At 60.2% G+C, this 16,271-nt stretch carries 12 protein-coding genes; 8 read left to right on the plus strand and 4 right to left on the minus strand.

Features of this window, described 5'->3' with window-relative positions; all coding sequences use genetic code 11:
- Nucleotides 1-330 precede the first annotated feature (330 nt).
- The 3 genes from RO069_RS19985 (at nt 331) to RO069_RS19995 (ending at nt 4,240) form a co-directional block, all read left to right on the plus strand.
- A complete protein-coding gene (locus tag RO069_RS19985; protein WP_328189829.1) occupies nt 331-1,347 on the plus strand; it encodes a class I fructose-bisphosphate aldolase in 1,017 nt (338 codons plus the stop codon).
- Nucleotides 1,348-1,484: 137 nt separating this feature from the next.
- Nucleotides 1,485-2,309: an MOSC domain-containing protein gene (locus RO069_RS19990; RefSeq protein ID WP_328189830.1), complete on the plus strand. Its 825-nt coding sequence runs from the start codon at nt 1,485-1,487 to the stop codon at nt 2,307-2,309.
- Nucleotides 2,297-4,240, plus strand: coding sequence for an ATP-binding cassette domain-containing protein (locus RO069_RS19995; protein WP_328189831.1), 1,944 nt, complete (start codon nt 2,297-2,299; stop codon nt 4,238-4,240). The genes RO069_RS19990 and RO069_RS19995 overlap by 13 nt, the downstream gene beginning before the upstream one ends.
- Nucleotides 4,241-4,265: 25 nt before the next feature.
- On the opposite strand, the gene RO069_RS20000 is transcribed toward RO069_RS19995, so the two are convergent.
- Together RO069_RS20000 and RO069_RS20005 are read right to left on the minus strand one after the other, a co-directional pair.
- Nucleotides 4,266-4,697 (minus strand): universal stress protein, encoded by a 432-nt coding sequence (locus RO069_RS20000; RefSeq protein ID WP_328189832.1) that lies wholly within the window; start codon nt 4,695-4,697, stop codon nt 4,266-4,268.
- Between the two features lie 164 nt (nt 4,698-4,861).
- Entirely contained in the window at nt 4,862-5,674 is an 813-nt protein-coding gene (locus tag RO069_RS20005; protein ID WP_328189833.1) for a hypothetical protein, read from the minus strand.
- A gap of 424 nt (nt 5,675-6,098) precedes the next feature.
- Here RO069_RS20005 and fadB point away from each other — a divergent pair, with 424 nt between their 5' ends.
- The 3 genes from fadB (at nt 6,099) to topA (ending at nt 12,433) form a co-directional block, all read left to right on the plus strand.
- Entirely contained in the window at nt 6,099-8,246 is a 2,148-nt protein-coding gene (gene fadB, locus RO069_RS20010) for a fatty acid oxidation complex subunit alpha FadB (protein WP_328189834.1), read from the plus strand.
- A gap of 34 nt (nt 8,247-8,280) precedes the next feature.
- A complete protein-coding gene (gene fadA, locus RO069_RS20015) occupies nt 8,281-9,456 on the plus strand; it encodes an acetyl-CoA C-acyltransferase FadA (RefSeq protein WP_328189835.1) in 1,176 nt (391 codons plus the stop codon).
- Between the two features lie 343 nt (nt 9,457-9,799).
- Nucleotides 9,800-12,433, plus strand: a complete 2,634-nt coding sequence (topA, locus tag RO069_RS20020; RefSeq protein WP_328189836.1) for a type I DNA topoisomerase — start codon at nt 9,800-9,802, stop codon at nt 12,431-12,433.
- Nucleotides 12,434-12,551: 118 nt separating this feature from the next.
- On the opposite strand, the gene RO069_RS20025 is transcribed toward topA, so the two are convergent.
- Nucleotides 12,552-13,427, minus strand: coding sequence for an NAD(P)-dependent oxidoreductase (locus tag RO069_RS20025; RefSeq protein ID WP_328189848.1), 876 nt, complete (start codon nt 13,425-13,427; stop codon nt 12,552-12,554).
- Nucleotides 13,428-13,771: 344 nt separating this feature from the next.
- Nucleotides 13,772-15,046, minus strand: a complete 1,275-nt coding sequence (gene gltA, locus RO069_RS20030) for a citrate synthase (RefSeq protein ID WP_328189837.1) — start codon at nt 15,044-15,046, stop codon at nt 13,772-13,774.
- Between the two features lie 509 nt (nt 15,047-15,555).
- Here gltA and sdhC point away from each other — a divergent pair.
- Both sdhC and sdhD read left to right on the plus strand, forming a co-directional pair.
- On the plus strand, nt 15,556-15,933 hold the full coding sequence (gene sdhC / locus RO069_RS20035; RefSeq protein WP_328189838.1) for a succinate dehydrogenase, cytochrome b556 subunit: 378 nt from the start codon (nt 15,556-15,558) through the stop codon (nt 15,931-15,933).
- The gene (gene sdhD, locus RO069_RS20040; RefSeq protein WP_328189839.1) at nt 15,918-16,271 is read left to right on the plus strand and encodes a succinate dehydrogenase, hydrophobic membrane anchor protein; all 354 of its coding nucleotides are present in this window, start codon (nt 15,918-15,920) and stop codon (nt 16,269-16,271) included. Before sdhC ends, sdhD begins: the two co-directional genes overlap by 16 nt.

Consider the following 16,271-nt stretch of genomic DNA (forward strand, 5'->3'; position numbering starts at 1 on the left):
GAGCACAACCTTGCCAAGGTTGGGGTCGCGAGTTCGAATCTCGTTTCCCGCTCCAGATTTCAGAAAACCCGGCCCGAAAGGCCGGGTTTTTTCGTTTTCGTTCCCTGGTCTTAGCCACCCTCATCTTTACCCGCTCCGTGTTCCCGTCTGTTCTCCCTTGTCCGGCATGATCCCGGGCGATGTCCTATTATTCCGGGGAGGGCAGCTCTCTGATCCCCCGGGACCGAGGGACACTATACTGACCTGTTTCAGCGATCTTTGGGGGCATGTTGCAGGGCTACCGGTAAATGCTAAGGTCACGGGGTCAGGGAAGCTCAGGAGGACGAGACAATGTCTGTTATCACAGAGATGCAAGATACCATTGATCAACTCATCGATTACCGACGTGGCATCCTGGCGGCCGATGAGAGCACGGGTACGATCGCCAAGCGGTTTGCCGACGTCGGCATCGATTCAACGGAGGAGAATCGCCGGGCCTACCGGACGCTGCTGCTGTCGGCGGAAGGCGCCGGCGATGCCATTGCCGGGGTCATCCTCTATGAGGAAACCCTCGGCCAGGCGGCGGATGACGGCACCCCGCTGCCGGAACTGGCCGCAGCCCGGGGCATTATACCCGGCATCAAGGTGGACAAGGGGAAGGGCCCTTTACCGGGTGCACCCGGCGATATGATCACCTACGGACTGGATGGGCTGGCCGAAAGGCTGGAAACCTACAAGGCGCAGGGCGCCCGCTTCACCAAGTGGCGGGAAGTCTATCCGATCACCGACCACAACCCGACCCGGCTCGGCCTGGAGGCCAATGCCGAGATGCTGGCCCGATACGCGGCAGTGTGCCAGTCCGTGGGGGTGGTGCCCATCGTCGAGCCGGAGGTGCTGATTGATGGCGACCACAGCATGGCGCGCAGCGCCACGGTGAACGAACAGGTCTGGCACTCGGTGTTCCATGCGCTCCATCAGCATGGCGTCCTGCTGGAATACATGATCCTCAAGCCGAGTATGGTAACCCCGGGCAAGTCCGCCGCCAGGGCGACACCGGCGCAGGTGGCGGAACTGACCCTGCAGACCCTTCGACGGACGGTCCCCGCCGCGGTTCCCGGGATCAATTTCCTGTCCGGGGGGCAGAGCCCCGACGAGGCCACCGCCAACCTTAATGCCCTCAACCAGTTCCACGACAAGACGCCCTGGCAACTGGGGTTCTCCTTCGCCCGTGCGCTGCAGGAGCCCGCCATGTCCGCCTGGCGTGGTGATCCGGCCAACGTGCCGGCGGCCCAGGGCGCGTTCCTGGAGCGGGCGAGGCTCAACTGCCTGGCCATGCAGGGAGAGTACCAGGCGTCCATGGAAACCTGAGCCGGGCGGTAGACAGTCACGCCCCCGGCGGGGCAGCCAAACCAGCCCGAGGGCTGGTTTTTTTCGTCTCCGGGGCCTCAGGACCGTTCAACTTCAGTATACTGGCGCGGTTCCCATGCAGAGGCCCGGGATGTGCCATGAAGATAAAATCGCTCTACTACTATCCGGTCAAATCCCTGGCCGGTGTCGCCCTGGATGAACTGCGTCTGGACCGCTTCGGCCCCGCGGGAGACCGTCGGTGGATGCTGGTGGATGAGGATGGCCGGTTCGTCACCCAGCGGAAACATCCGACATTGGCCAGGATCCATCCACACCTGGTCGAGGACCGGCTGTTCCTGGACATTCCCGGCCAGGGCCGGATTCAGGTGGATGTCAGCGATCAGTCGAGGCGGGTCACCGTCTGGAAGGACGAGGTCGAGGGTGTCCTCAACGCCGCCCCGGAGGCCTCAGAGGCCCTGTCCGGGTTCCTCGGAAAACCGGTTTCCCTGGTCTACATGCCGGAGTCGGTCACCCGCCCGGCACGTCACGAGAATCTGTCGTCGGTTCATCCGGTCAGTTTTGCCGACGGTTTCCCGTTTCTGGTGACCAGCCAGACCTCCCTGGACGACCTGAATCGACGGATGCCGTGGGAAGCCGAAATGCGGCGATTCCGCCCCAATGTGGTGGTGGAGGGGGCGGCGAAGCCCTGGGAGGAAGACCTGTGGGAACAGGTCTCACTTGGCGATGTGCCGGTACAGCTGGTCAAGCCCTGCAGCCGTTGCATCATGACGACCGTGGATCCGGACACTGGTGAGCGCTCGCCGGACGGCAATCCGCTGAAAACCCTGGCCACTTTCCGCCGCACTGACAAGGGCGTGATCTTTGGCGCCAACGGCGTACATCTTGAGACCGGAACCCTGCGCGTCGGGGATTCGGTAACTGTTCAGAAAACAAAGGAGTCGTTTCCTACATGCCATTGCTGACCCTGGAAGAAATCTCCCTGGCCTATGGGATGCAGCCCTTGCTGGATCATGCCTCCCTTGTGGTGGAACCGGGTGAAAGGGTGTGCCTGCTGGGACGCAACGGCGAGGGCAAGTCGACCTTGCTGAAGATCATTGCGGGGGAAGTGGTTCCCGACGGCGGCATCGTCCGGCTGGATTCCGGGGCCAAACTGGCCGTGCTGCCACAGATGCTTCCCTCCGATGATACCCGTACCGCCTATGAGGTGGTGTCCGGCGCGTTCCCGGAAACGGGGCAACTGCTGGCGGAGTTCCACCACCTGTCCCATCAGGCCGACGAAGCCAGCCTGGATCGCATGATGAAGGTCCAGGAGCGGCTGGAGGCCCTGGACGGCTGGCGGCTGGATCAACGGGTGAATGCCATCCTCGAGCAGTACCGGATTGACCCCGATCAGACACTCAACACGCTCTCCGGTGGCTGGCAGCGCCGGGTGTTGCTGGCCAAGGCACTGGTGGCGGACCCGGATATCCTGCTGCTGGACGAGCCCACCAACCACCTGGATGTACCGGCCATTGCCTGGCTGGAGGACGCCCTGTCGCAGTTCCGTGGCGCCATCATCTTCGTCTCCCACGACCGGGCCTTCATCCGCCGGATGGCCACCCGGGTGGTGGAGCTGGATCGGGGGCACCTGGTGAGCTTCGCCGCCAGCTACGACCGCTACCTGGACCTCAAGGAAAAGGCCCTGGAAGAGGAAGAACGCCAGAATGCCCTGTTCGACAAGAAACTGAAGCAGGAAGAGGCCTGGATACGCCAGGGAATCAAGGCCCGACGAACCCGTAACATGGGCCGGGTCCGGGCGCTCAAGGCCATGCGGGAAGAGCACCGGCAGCGGCGGGAGCGGGTCGGCACCGTCAGTTTCTCGGTGGAGGATGCGTCACGATCCGGCAAGCTGGTGGTGGATGCCCTGGACGCCGGTTTCCACTACCCCGACGGCCGGGAGGTGATCCGCGATCTCACGATGACCGTCCTTCGCGGCGACAAGATTGGCCTGGTGGGGGAGAATGGCACCGGCAAGACCACCCTGGTGCGCCTGCTGCTGGGAGACCTGGAGCCCTCCGGTGGCCGCATCCGCCTGGGCACCAACCGGCAGGTGGCCTATTTCGACCAGCTCAGGGGCGAACTGGACCTGGAGCGGAACGCCCTGGACAACCTGTCCGAAGGCCGGGAGTTCATCGAGATCAATGGTCAGCAGAAGCATGTCCTGGGTTACCTGCAGGAATTCCTGTTCTCCCCGGAGCGGGCCCGGTCTCCGGTGCGGGTGTTCTCCGGCGGTGAGCGGGCGCGGCTGTTGCTGGCCAAGCTGTTCAGCAAACCCGCGAATATCCTGGTGCTGGACGAGCCCACCAACGACCTGGATGTGGAAACCCTGGAGCTGCTGGAGGCCCGGCTGGTGGAGTTCGCCGGTACCGTGATCGTGATCAGTCACGACCGGGAGTTCCTGGACAACATCGCAACGGATACCCTGTTTCTGGACGGTTCCGGTGAGGTCAGGCAGACCGTGGGTGGCTATTCCGACTGGCGTCGCCAGGGCGGCCGGTTCCCCTCGGAACGGAATGCGGAACGCCCACGGGGAGGCAACAGGAAGCAGGCAGCGGACGTTGCCAGGCCCGGTCCGGCTGATAACGGGGCAAAGCCTGACAAGGCGGCCCAGGACCGTCCGGTCAAACTGAGCTACAAGCTGAAGCGGGAACTGGAACAGCTTCCCGGGCAGATCGAGGAGCTTGAGGCAAAGGTGACAGCATTGAACGAACAGGTGTCGGCACCGGATTTCTACCAGCAGGATACGGAGACGGTTAACCATGTCCTGCAGGAACTGGCGGAAACCGAAGGTCACCTGGAGTCCGCCATGGCCCGGTGGCTGGAGCTGGAGGATCAGGCCGGGGGACAGGTCTGAGACCGGCCCCGGCCCTGCTGTGTTATCAGTTGATCCTTACCGCCAATACGTCACATTTGGAGCCATGAAGTACGCCGTTGGCGGTGGAGCCCAGCAGGAGCTGGATACCGCTACGGCCATGGCTGCCGACCACCACCAGGTCAACGCCCTTGTCTTCGCAGAGGTGATGGATTTCCGATTCCGGCCGGCCCACCGTCACGACCTGGTCTTCCTCCGGAATATCGTATTCCTTGCCGTAGGCGGCCAACTGTTCCCGGGCGGCCTTGTCCAGCTGGTCCTGGAGTTCGCTCAGGTCCATGGGAATGTCACCGCCGTAGGCGTACCCCACGGGCTCCACCACATGGGCCAGTAGTACCCGGGCATTGTGTTGACGACCAATATCGATCGCTTTCTTGAGGACTTGTGGGGCTTCTTCCGTAAGATCGATAGCCACCAGAATCTTGTTATAGACAGACATGGATACGCCACTCCTTTCCAAAGTGGGACAGGGCATCAAGGAGTTATTCAGAAGCTCCTTAACCCTTACTTTAGGTCAATTCGCAGTGCTGTAAACTGACGGTGGTCAAATAAACGGAAAAGGGCCACCAGAAGGTGGCCCCTAAGAGGTCAGGTGTCGGACAATCAGGCGTTCTGGAGAGAATCGACCGCCAGGTTCAGCTCCTCGAGGATAGCGCGGGAGTAGCGCTCGATCACAAAGACCACGTTCTGCTTGTTATAGTTGATGTAAGAGTCCCGGATGAAGCCCCACTTGGTCTGGATTTCAACCGCGGTATCCTGCAGCGAGCCGTCGCCGGCGGTGGTGACGAATTCGGTGATCAGGGCATCCAGCTCCCTGGCCTGCTCATCCAGCGGCGCCAGGCCTGAGGCACCCTGGAAGGTCTGGGTAACCGGGCTGTAGGAACGGGCGGCATAGCGGGACAGCATCTGGGCCATCAGCACCGAGGCGGAGCGAGCGGTTTCCACTTGCGGCTTGATGGCGGTCTGGGAGCTTTCCCGAGCCTGTGTGTAGAGTTCCTGGGCCACGTTGCTGAGCTTGACCGCCTGGTTGGCCATTTCGCCCACCAGTCGCAGGTCCGGATAGCCGATTTCGGTAACGTCACTGACGTTCTGGGCCATCAGTTGGCTGAAGGTGCTGAACTCGGTGCGCAGGGAGGCAAGCTGGTCACTGGTAAGAACGTTGGCGCCGCTCTCGGAAACCGCCTGCAGGTTACGGGTGGCTTCGCCCATCAACTCCTTGATACTGCCCTCAGCAGAGGTGTCGCTGGTGGCGCTGTATCGATAATAGGTGGAGAGTGCCATGAAGTTGTTGAGGCGGAACTCATGAAGTTCACGCAGGAATGCAGCCCCTTCATCGGCCCGGGCCGAGAGAGAGCTGACCAGCAACAGAACCATCGCTGCCAGTACAGTATGGATTCGGAGGCGAGAGTCATTCATTGGGGCGATACTCCATAAGCGATGCGCTTTCTTATTCGAATGGACGGGACTCGGTTCACAAAGCTAAATTAAGCGCTACAGCCAATCAAGCGCTTTGTCACAGATTGCGACCCGGTTCCGAGATTTTACCTGATTTTGCAGTTCTGCCGTGAGCTTAGGCGGCCATTTTAACGTGCAGTTTGCAGTCGTTATTAACCTGATGTCACAAATTCGTTGACAAGATCGACGTTTTTTCACAAGGTGTGCCCCTCTGGATTCAAACGACCGTATGAATTTTGATCCAAGCGCAAGGGCATCGTCACGCAGTCGGTCAGCGAGCGAGCCAGACGGTGCGCTTGAGGCAGTGACCGAGAATCCGCTGTCATGCCGGCCCCGGCGTCGTCGGAGCAGGGCGCAGCAATCAACACAGACTGGAGATCAGTTGATGATTTACGAAGGTAAAGCCATCACGGTAAAAGAGATCGAAGGCGGAATTGCCCAGTTGAACTTTGACTTGCAGGGCGAGTCGGTGAACAAGTTCAATCGCCTCACCATTGAGGAACTGCGGGCCGCCACCGATAAATTGAAGGCACAGACCAACCTCAAGGGTCTGGTGGTAACCAGCGGCAAGGACAGCTTTATTGTCGGCGCGGACATCACCGAGTTTACCGACCTGTTTGCCGGGCCCGAGGAAGACCTGATCAACAACAACCTCACTGCCAACGCCGTATTCAACGATATCGAAGACCTGCCTTTCCCCACCGTGACCTGCATTAACGGCATGGCGCTGGGCGGCGGCTTTGAAATGGGCCTGGCCACCGATTACCGGGTGATGGACAGCAAGGCGAAAGTCGGTCTGCCGGAAGTCAAACTGGGTATCTTCCCAGGCTTTGGCGGTACGGTTCGCCTGTCACGCCTGATCGGTGTTGATTACGCCATCGAATGGATCTGCATGGGCTCTGAAAACCGTGCCGATGTCGCCCTTAAAACCGGCGCCGTGGATAGCGTGGTGGAAGCCGACAGGCTGATGGATGCCGCCCTTGCGATCATTGAGCAGTGCAACGACGGCAAGCTGGACTACCAGGCCCGTCGTGAAGAGAAGAAGGGGAAGATCCAGCTCAATAACATGGAAAGCATGATGGCCTTCGAAACCTCCAAGGGGTTCGTCGCTGGCCAGGCGGGCAAGAACTACCCGGCACCGGTGGAAGCCATCAAGGTCATGCAGAAGCACGCCAGCCTGACCCGCGACAAGGCGATCGAAGTGGAAGCCAAGGGCTTCGCCAAGATGGCCAAGACCAACGTCGCCGCCTGCCTGGTAGGGCTGTTCCTGAACGACCAGACGCTGAAGGCCAAGGCCAAGCAGTGGGAGAAGGAAGCCGCTGACGTCAAACAGGCCGCGGTTCTCGGTGCGGGCATCATGGGCGGCGGTATCGCCTACCAGTCCGCCTACAAGGGCACCCCGATCCTGATGAAAGACATCAACGAGGACGGCATCGCCCTGGGTCTGAAAGAGGCCAAGAAGCTGCTGAGCAAGCGGGTTGCCAAGGGCAAGATGAAGCCCGAGCAGATGGCCGATGCCCTCAACAATATCCGTCCGACCCTGAGCTATGGTGATTTCGGCAACGTGGACATTGTTGTTGAGGCGGTTGTGGAGAACGTGAAGGTCAAGGACTCCGTGCTGCGGGAAGTGGAGGATCAGGTCTCCGAGGACACCATCGTCACCTCCAACACCTCCACGATTTCCATCGATACCCTGGCCACCAACCTCAAACGCCCCGAGAATTTCTGCGGCATGCACTTCTTCAACCCGGTGCCGATGATGCCACTGGTTGAGGTGATCCGTGGCGAGAAGACCAGCGATCGCGCCATTGCCACCACCGTGGCCTACGCCAAGGCCATGGGCAAGACCCCTATTGTGGTCAACAACTGTCCCGGCTTCCTGGTGAACCGCGTACTGTTCCCGTACTTCGGCGGTTTTGCCGGCCTGGTGCGCGACGGTGCCGATTTCCAGCGGGTGGACAAGGTCATGGAAAACTTCGGCTGGCCCATGGGCCCGGCCTACCTGCTGGACGTGGTCGGCATGGACACCGGCAAGCACGCCAACGAAGTGATGGCGGATGGCTTCCCGGATCGCATGAAGACCGACTGGAAGTCCGGCATTGACGTGATGTACGAGAACAATCGCTACGGCCAGAAGAACGGCAAGGGCTTCTACGCCTACGAGGAAGACAAGCGGGGCAAGCAGAAGAAAGTGGTCGATGAAGAGACCTACAAGCTGCTTGAGCCGATCGTCAAGGAGCAGAAAGAGCTGACCGACGAGGACATCATCGCCCGCATGATGATCCCCCTGTGCATGGAAACCGTTCGCTGCCTGGAAGACGGCATCGTCGAGGAGCCGGCGGACGCCGATATGGGCCTGATCTACGGCATCGGTTTCCCTCCGTTCCGGGGTGGCGCGCTGCGCTACATCGATGACATGGGCGTCGACACGTTCGTCGAGCTGGCAGACAAGTACGCAGACCTGGGTCCGCTTTACCACCCGACCGAGAAGCTGCGCGAAATGGCCAAGAACGGCGAAAAGTTCTTCGGTTGAACCCTGAACGAGATTTCCGAACGGAGAAAGATCTATGAGCCTTAATCCGAGAGACGTTGTCGTAGTGGATTGCGTGCGGACTCCGATGGGTCGCGCCAAGAACGGCTGCTTCCGCAACGTTCGCGCAGAGAACCTGTCCGCCGCGCTGATCGATGCCCTGATGGACCGCAACCCCAAGCTGAACCCGAAAGACGTGGAAGACGTCATCTGGGGCGCGGTGAATCAGACCAAGGAGCAGGGTTTCAACGTGGCACGCCACATTTCCCTGCTGACACGGGTACCCCATGAAGCGGGCGCCCAGACCGTGAACCGCCTGTGTGGTTCCTCCATGACCGCCATCCATACCGCCGCCCAGGCCATCCAGACCGGCAACGGCGATGTGTTTGTGATCGGTGGTGTCGAGCATATGGGCCACGTACCCATGACCGAGGGCTTCGACCACAACCCGGCATCATCCAAGTATTCCGCCAAGGCCTCCAACATGATGGGCCTGACCGCGGAAATGCTGGCCAAGATGCACGGTATCAGCCGTGAGCAGCAGGACGAGTTCGGGGCCCGGTCCCACCGCCTGGCCCACGAGGCGACCCTGGAAGGCCGTTTCAAGAATGAAATCGTGCCCATCGAAGGCCATGACGAGAACGGCTTCGTGAAGCTGATCGAGGAAGACGAGACCATCCGTCCCGAGACCACCGTCGAGTCCCTGGGCCAGCTCAAGCCGGCCTTTGACCCGAAGCAGGGTACCGTGACCGCAGGTACGTCCTCTCAGTTGACCGATGGCGCTTCCGCCATGCTGATGATGTCCGCTGAAAAAGCCGAGGAACTGGGCCTGACGCCGATCGCGAAGATCCGCGGAATGGCGGTTGCCGGTGTGGATCCCGCCATCATGGGCTATGGCCCGGTGCCGGCGACCAAGAAAGCCCTCAAGCGTGCCGGTCTGACCATCGATGACATCGACTTCTGGGAGCTGAACGAAGCCTTCGCCGGGCAGTCCCTGCCGGTATTGAAGGACCTGAAGCTGCTGGATGTGATGGACAAGAAGGTCAACCTCAATGGTGGCGCCATTGCCCTGGGGCACCCCCTGGGCTGCTCCGGCGCCCGGATTTCCACCACCCTGCTGAACATCATGCAGGCCCGTGGTGGCGACCTGGGTGTGTCCACCATGTGTATCGGGCTTGGCCAGGGCATTGCAACGGTCTGGGAGCGGGTCTGATACCCACCTGACGGACCAATGCCCTGATGGCGGGCGGATGCTTCCGTCCGCCGGGGAGTTCAGATGATCAGGCCCGGCCTTGTGCCGGGCCTTTTCATTGCCGTCACGGGAAATCACGAACGATGAATCCGGATGGGGAATAAAAAGACGTCCTCGCCCTGTTGACGGTTGTGCTATAGCTATACCAAAAATCAAAGAATGGGTTGTCTTGAAATAGCTGACACTGTAAAACAGTGCACCTATGCGATCCGGCCTGCCCCCGTACCTGTTCCAGTTGGCTGATTTTTCTTGCGGTTTGGGGAAGGCTCTTTATTGAACTGTTTCCAGGGGTAATGTCTCTGATATGGGTAAAAGTCTCGTTATCGTCGAGTCGCCAGCCAAAGCGAAGACCATCAACAAGTATCTGGGCAACGACTACATCGTAAAATCCAGTGTTGGTCATATTCGCGATCTTCCCGTCAGTGGCAGTGGTTCTACCTCCGACCCCAAGGAACGCGCCCGGCAGGCCGCCCAGACCCGGAAGATGAATCCGGAGGAGAAGGCCGCCTACAAGAAGCGCAAGGCCCGGGATCAGCTGATTGCCCGCATGGGCGTGGATCCGGACCAGGACTGGCAGGCCCGCTATGAGATCCTGCCCGGCAAGGAAAAGGTGGTCAGTGAACTCAAGCGCCTGGCCAAGTCCGCCGACCATGTCTATCTCGCGACGGATCTGGACCGGGAAGGGGAGGCCATTGCCTGGCACCTGCGGGAAACCATTGGCGGCGAGCCCGACAAGTATCGCCGCGTGGTGTTCAACGAGATCACCAAACGGGCCATACAGGCCGCCTTCGAAGACCCGGGCAGCGTGGATACCAATCGGGTCAACGCCCAGCAGGCCCGTCGCTTCCTGGACCGGGTCGTCGGCTATATGGTGTCGCCGCTACTGTGGTCCAAGATCGCCCGGGGGCTCTCCGCCGGCCGTGTGCAATCGGTGGCGGTCCGTCTGATCGTTGAGCGGGAGAAGGAAATTCGCCGCTTCGTGCCGGAGGAATACTGGCAGCTCCATGCGGACCTCAAGCAACAGGCCGCCCCGGTCCGCTTCGAGGTAACCCGCTACCAGGACAAGGCCTACCGTCCGGTCAACGAGAAACAGAGCACCGAGCACGTCGAGCGCCTGAAGCAGGGCGAGTTCCGGGTGGCCAAGCGGGAAGACAAGCCCACCCGTTCCCGGCCATCGGCGCCGTTCATCACCTCCACGCTCCAGCAGGCGGCCAGCAACCGCATGGGGTTCAGCGTCAAGAAGACCATGATGCTGGCCCAGCGCCTCTATGAGGCGGGCTTTATCACCTATATGCGGACGGATTCCACCAACCTGAGCCAGGACGCCATCACCAGTGTCCGGGGTTACATTGGCAAACAGTTTGGTGACCGCTACCTGCCTGAGAAGCCCCGTGTCTACGGTAGCAAGGAGGGGGCACAGGAAGCCCATGAGGCGATCCGTCCAACAGAGGTGACCAGGAAAGCCTCTGATATCAGTGGATTGGAGAAGGATGCTGAGAAACTGTATGAACTGATCTGGCGTCAGTTCATCGCCTGCCAGATGGCCGATGCGGAATTCCTCAGTACCTCCATTATGGTGGCCAACGGCGACTACGAGTTGCGCACCCGCGGCCGTATCATCAAGTTTGACGGTTTCCTGAAGGCTGCGCCCCAATCCGCCAAGAAGGACGAGGATGTGGCCCTGCCGGACATCCAGGTGGACGAGGTACTCGACCTGGTCAAGCTCGATCCGAGCCAGCACTTCACCAAGCCGGCCCCCAGGTACACCGAGGCCAGCCTGGTCAAGGAGCTGGAAAAGCAGGGCATCGGCCGGCCATCCACCTATGCCTCCATCATTTCCACCATCCAGGACCGGGGCTATGTCCGCCTGCAGAACCGTCGCTTCTACGCGGAGAAGATGGGCGATATCGTCACCGAACGCCTGTCGGAGTCCTTCCCGAACCTGATGGACTACGACTTCACCGCCCGCATGGAAGACGAGCTGGACGAGATTGCCGAGGGTGACGAGGACTGGAAGCAGGTCCTGAACGACTTCTACGCCCGTTTCCGCCACCAACTCGAGGAAGCGGAGAAGGCCGAGGGCGGTATGCGCAGCAACACGCCCACGGAGACGGATATTCCCTGTCCCACCTGCGGTCGCAACATGCAGATCCGCGTGGCCAGCACCGGGGTCTTCCTGGGGTGTTCCGGCTATTCACTGCCGCCCAAGGAGCGCTGCAAGACCACCATGAACCTGGTCTCCGGTGACGAGGTGGTCAGCGCCGAGGATGACGTGGAAGGCGAGGGCGAGAGCCTGCTGCTTCGCAAGAAGCGGCGCTGTCCCAAGTGTGGCACCGCCATGGACAGCTACCTGATCGACGAAAAGCGCAAGCTGCACATCTGCGGTAACAACCCGGACTGCTCCGGGTTTGAAGTGGAGGAGGGTACCTTCCGCATCAAGGGCTATGACGGCCCGACCCTGGAGTGCGACAAGTGTGGCTCCGAAATGCAGCTCAAGACCGGGCGTTTTGGCAAGTATTTCGGCTGTACCAACACCGAGTGCAAGAACACTCGCAAGCTGTTGAAGAACGGCGAGCCGGCACCACCCAAGATGGATCCGGTGCCCATGCCGGAACTCCCGTGCCAGAAGGTGGACGACACCTACGTCCTGCGGGATGGCGCCTCCGGCCTGTTCCTGGCGGCCAGCAAGTTCCCCAAGAACCGGGAGACCCGGCCACCGCTGGTCATGGAGATCAAGCCGCACCGCAAGGAAATTGATCCCAAGTACGATTACCTGATGGACGCGCCTGAGAAGGACCCGGAGGGCAACCCCACGGTGATCCGCTACAGCCGCAAGTCCAAGGAGCAGTACGTCATGTCCGAGAAGGACGGCAAGGCGACGGGCTGGTCCGCCTGGTACGAGAACGGGCGCTGGGTACCGCGGGACAAGAAGAAGTAGTTAAAGCCCGTCTCCTGGAGGGAGAAGAAGTGTTCGTTGGCGACTCTGTGTAGCTCCCTCTCCCTTGACGGGAGAGGGTTGGGGAGAGGGAGGTTCGCCAAAACCTCGGGTCAGGCCCTCACCGCTTCCTTAGCCGCTGCACCAGCGACGACGTATCCCAGCGTCGTCCGCCCATCTCCTGCACATCCCCATAGAACTGATCCACCAGGGCCGCCACCGGTAGCTTTGAGCCGTTTCTCCGGGCCTCCTCCAGGCAGATAGCCAGATCCTTGCGCATCCAGTCCACTGCAAAGCCATGGTCGAACTCGCCAGCGATCATGGTGGCGGAGCGGTTTTCCATCTGCCAGGACTGGGCGGCCCCCTTGGAGATGACATCGATTACCCGGCTGACATCCAGATCCGCCTGTTCCGCAAAATGGATGGCCTCGGACAGGCCCTGAACCAGGCCGGCGATGGCAATCTGGTTGACCATCTTCGTCTTCTGGCCACTGCCGGCGGGTCCCATAAGATTCAGGGCCTTCGAATAGAGTCCCAGAGTCTCCCTGACGCCGTTGAAGGCCTGCTCATCACCGCCGCACATAATCGTGAGTTGGCCGTTTTCGGCGCCTTGCTGGCCACCGGAGACGGGCGCATCGATGAACTGCTGGTTGGCGGCAGCGGCTGCCTCATACAGCTCTTCGGCAATGCCTGCGGATGCCGTGGTGTGGTCTACCAGTACGGCGCCCCCGGGGGCGTTCTCTATAATACCCCCGGGTCCATAGTAAACCTCCCTCAGATCCGGATCGGCCCCGACGCAGGTGAGCACCAGGTCCGCATTGTCAACGGCGTCGGCTATCGTGGAGCAGGCCTCACCGTCGTAGTCGGAGGTCCACTGGCTGGCCTTTTCCGGGCTGCGATTCCAGACTTTAACCGCCAATCCCGCCTTCGCCAGGTGGCCCGCCATCGGATAGCCCATAACACCGAGGCCGATAAATGCGATGTTCTTCATCCGGATGTCTCCCGTTGCCAGGTCAGTGTGCGTTAAGTGGTTGATGATTGCAGAACTTCGATGGATATTAAAGCAGGTCGTCCGAGCAGTCCGGTATTAAGTATCATGGCTGTTGTGGGTACGGGTGGCAGCGAAGTTTTGGGGCGTCCAGGTGGCGGGGATGGTCTTTCATAGCAGGGCCAGGGATGGCCCGGAGCAAGGTCGGCCCAGGGATGGGCCGTGAATTGCGGCGACGAAAGACCATCCCCGCTACCTGGGCGTCTGCACCCGGGTTTCCAGACAGGAATAAAAAAAGCCGCTGAGCGAACCCAGCGGCCTTCCAGTAGCATCTGCCTTAAAGGGCAGGGCAGTTACTTCTTCGGGTAGTCCCGCTTCTCGGAGCCGGTGTACAGCTGACGCGGACGACCGATCCGGTAGTTGCCGGAGACCATCTCGTTCCAGTGGCTGTACCAGCCGATGGTACGGGACATGGCAAAGATGACCGTGAACATGGAGGTCGGAATGCCGATGGCCTTGAGGATGATGCCGGAGTAGAAGTCCACGTTCGGGTACAGCTTGCGCTCCACGAAGTACTCGTCTTCCAGGGCAATCTTCTCCAGGCGCTGGGCGATCTTCAGCAGCGGATCGTCTTCCAGGCCCAGTTCCTCCAGAACCTCGTGGGCGGTTTCGCGCATGACCTTGGCGCGGGGGTCGAAGTTCTTGTAGACCCGGTGACCGAAGCCCATCAGGCGGAAGGGATCGTCCTTGTCCTTGGCCTTGGCAATGAACTTCTCGATGTTGGCCTCGTCGCCGATCTCGGCCAGCATGTCCAGCACCGCCTCGTTGGCGCCACCGTGGGCCGGGCCCCACAGGGCAGCGATGCCGGAGGCGATACAGGCGTACGGGTTGGCGCCGGTGGAACCCGCCAGGCGAACGGTGGAAGTGGACGCGTTCTGCTCATGGTCCGCATGCAGCAGGAAGATCTTGTCCATGGCCTTGGCCAGGGTCGGGCTGGGCTTGTATTCCTCGCAGGGCACGCCGAACATCATCTGCAGGAAGTTCTCGGCGTAATCCAGGTCATTGCGCGGATACATGAACGGCTGACCAATGGAATACTTGTAGCACCAGGCCGCAATGGTGGGCATCTTGGCGATCAGGCGATGGGCGGTGATTTCGCGCTGGCGAGGATCGGTCACGTCCATCTGGTCATGGTAGAAGGCGGACAGGGCGCCAACCACGCCACACATGATGGCCATGGGATGCGCATCACGGCGGAAGCCGTGGAAGAAATTGCGCATCTGATCGTGGAGCATGGTGTGGTTCTTGATGGTGTTGTGGAACTGCTTGTTCTCTTCCGCGGTGGGCAGTTCGCCGTTCAGGAGCAGGTAGCACACTTCCAGGTAATCGGAGGACTCGGCAAGCTGGTCAATGGGGTAGCCCCGATGCAGCAGTACGCCCTTGGCACCATCGATATAGGTGATGGCGGAATCGCAGGCCGCAGTGGATACGAAGCCCGGGTCATAGGTGAAAACGCCTTCCTGGACGAGGCCGCGAACGTCAATGACGTCTGGCCCGACGGTACCCGAGTAAACCGGAAGCTCAATGGATTTGTCACCCACCGAGAGCGTGGCTTTCCTGTCGGTCATGGTGCTCTCCTGTTTTCAGCGTTAGTAGCGCGGGAAGGCGCGTATTATTGGTAAACCGGCGGCAAAATATAGGGTGTTGGCTTTTTTTGTCAATGCGCGGCGAGATAAAAGATACGGATTCGATCCGGGCATGATACCTCATTGTGATCTAAAATGGAGGCGCCCGGCTGGTAAATTCGAGTATCAAAGCGGGCCGGGTAGCATTGAGACGGGTGGTAATTGCGTCTCGAATAGATTTTGTCAATTACCACAATAGCTGAGTGGATGGCCTGATCTGACAGGGTTTTCCGGCTTTGCCGGTTTGTAATTCCCGGGGGCACTCCTTATAATCCCTAGCCCGGAAACGGGGACATACCTTATGGAACGCCTGCAACGACGTCTGCGGTGATGTTCTCCCTCCCGACCAATCTGTGCGGACACAACGGCGTGCCGACACGGTCATCCTTCATACCAACCATCCGCCCCGGCCAGTCCGGCAACGCGGAGTAAAGAGAGAGTGTGAGAGCGCTGTGAATAGCAAACGACCAGTTAATCTCGATCTCGGCAAGTTTCATTTTCCGCTACCTGCCATTACTTCCATTCTCCACCGTATCAGTGGTGTCATCCTGTTTGTGGGTATCGCCTTCCTGCTGTACGGGCTGGACGTATCGCTGTCCGGGGAAGCTGGCTTCAATCGCGTCAATGAACTGCTGGACAGCTTCCTGGCGAAGCTGATCATCTGGGGCATCCTGTCGGCCCTGCTGTACCACCTTGTAGCGGGTATCAAGCACCTGCTGATGGACATGGGCATCGGTGAGGAACTCCACAGCGGTCGTCTCGCGGCCAAGCTTACAGTGGTGATTTCGGTAATCCTGATCATTCTCGCGGGGGTATGGGTATGGCAGTAAACAGCATCACGAATCCAGGTCGCAGCGGCGTCTATGACTGGATGGTCCAGCGCGTCAGTGCCTACGTATTGGCCCTTTATACCATCTTCCTGCTCGGATTCATGTTGACCACCGATGTCAATTACGAAGCCTGGGCCGGTCTGTTCAGCCAGACCTGGTTCCGCATCTTCAGTCTGGGCACCCTGATCGCTCTCGGTGGTCATGCATGGGTCGGTCTGTGGACCGTTTCTACCGACTACATCAAGGCAACCCTGCCGCGATTCCTGTTCCAGGCCGTCTGCGGCACGGTAATGTTTGTCTATGTTGTCTGGGGCATTCAGATTCTTTGGGGGCTTTAA

This window comes from Marinobacter sp. OP 3.4, from assembly GCF_036224885.1.
Taxonomy (GTDB): domain Bacteria; phylum Pseudomonadota; class Gammaproteobacteria; order Pseudomonadales; family Oleiphilaceae; genus Marinobacter.

Excerpts from the sequence above, each read along its gene's own strand:
- RO069_RS20005 (WP_328189833.1), bottom strand. The coding sequence starts at position 5,674 with ATGAATGACTCTCGCCTCCGAATCCATACTGTACTGGCAGCGATGGTT.
- gltA (WP_328189837.1), bottom strand. The coding sequence starts at position 15,046 with ATGACCGACAGGAAAGCCACGCTCTCGGTGGGTGACAAATCCATTGAG.
- sdhD (WP_328189839.1), top strand. The coding sequence starts at position 15,918 with ATGGGTATGGCAGTAAACAGCATCACGAATCCAGGTCGCAGCGGCGTC.
- RO069_RS19995 (WP_328189831.1), top strand. The coding sequence starts at position 2,297 with ATGCCATTGCTGACCCTGGAAGAAATCTCCCTGGCCTATGGGATGCAG.
- fadA (WP_328189835.1), top strand. The coding sequence starts at position 8,281 with ATGAGCCTTAATCCGAGAGACGTTGTCGTAGTGGATTGCGTGCGGACT.
- RO069_RS19990 (WP_328189830.1), top strand. The coding sequence starts at position 1,485 with ATGAAGATAAAATCGCTCTACTACTATCCGGTCAAATCCCTGGCCGGT.
- topA (WP_328189836.1), top strand. The coding sequence starts at position 9,800 with ATGGGTAAAAGTCTCGTTATCGTCGAGTCGCCAGCCAAAGCGAAGACC.
- fadB (WP_328189834.1), top strand. The coding sequence starts at position 6,099 with ATGATTTACGAAGGTAAAGCCATCACGGTAAAAGAGATCGAAGGCGGA.
- RO069_RS20000 (WP_328189832.1), bottom strand. The coding sequence starts at position 4,697 with ATGTCTGTCTATAACAAGATTCTGGTGGCTATCGATCTTACGGAAGAA.
- RO069_RS19985 (WP_328189829.1), top strand. The coding sequence starts at position 331 with ATGTCTGTTATCACAGAGATGCAAGATACCATTGATCAACTCATCGAT.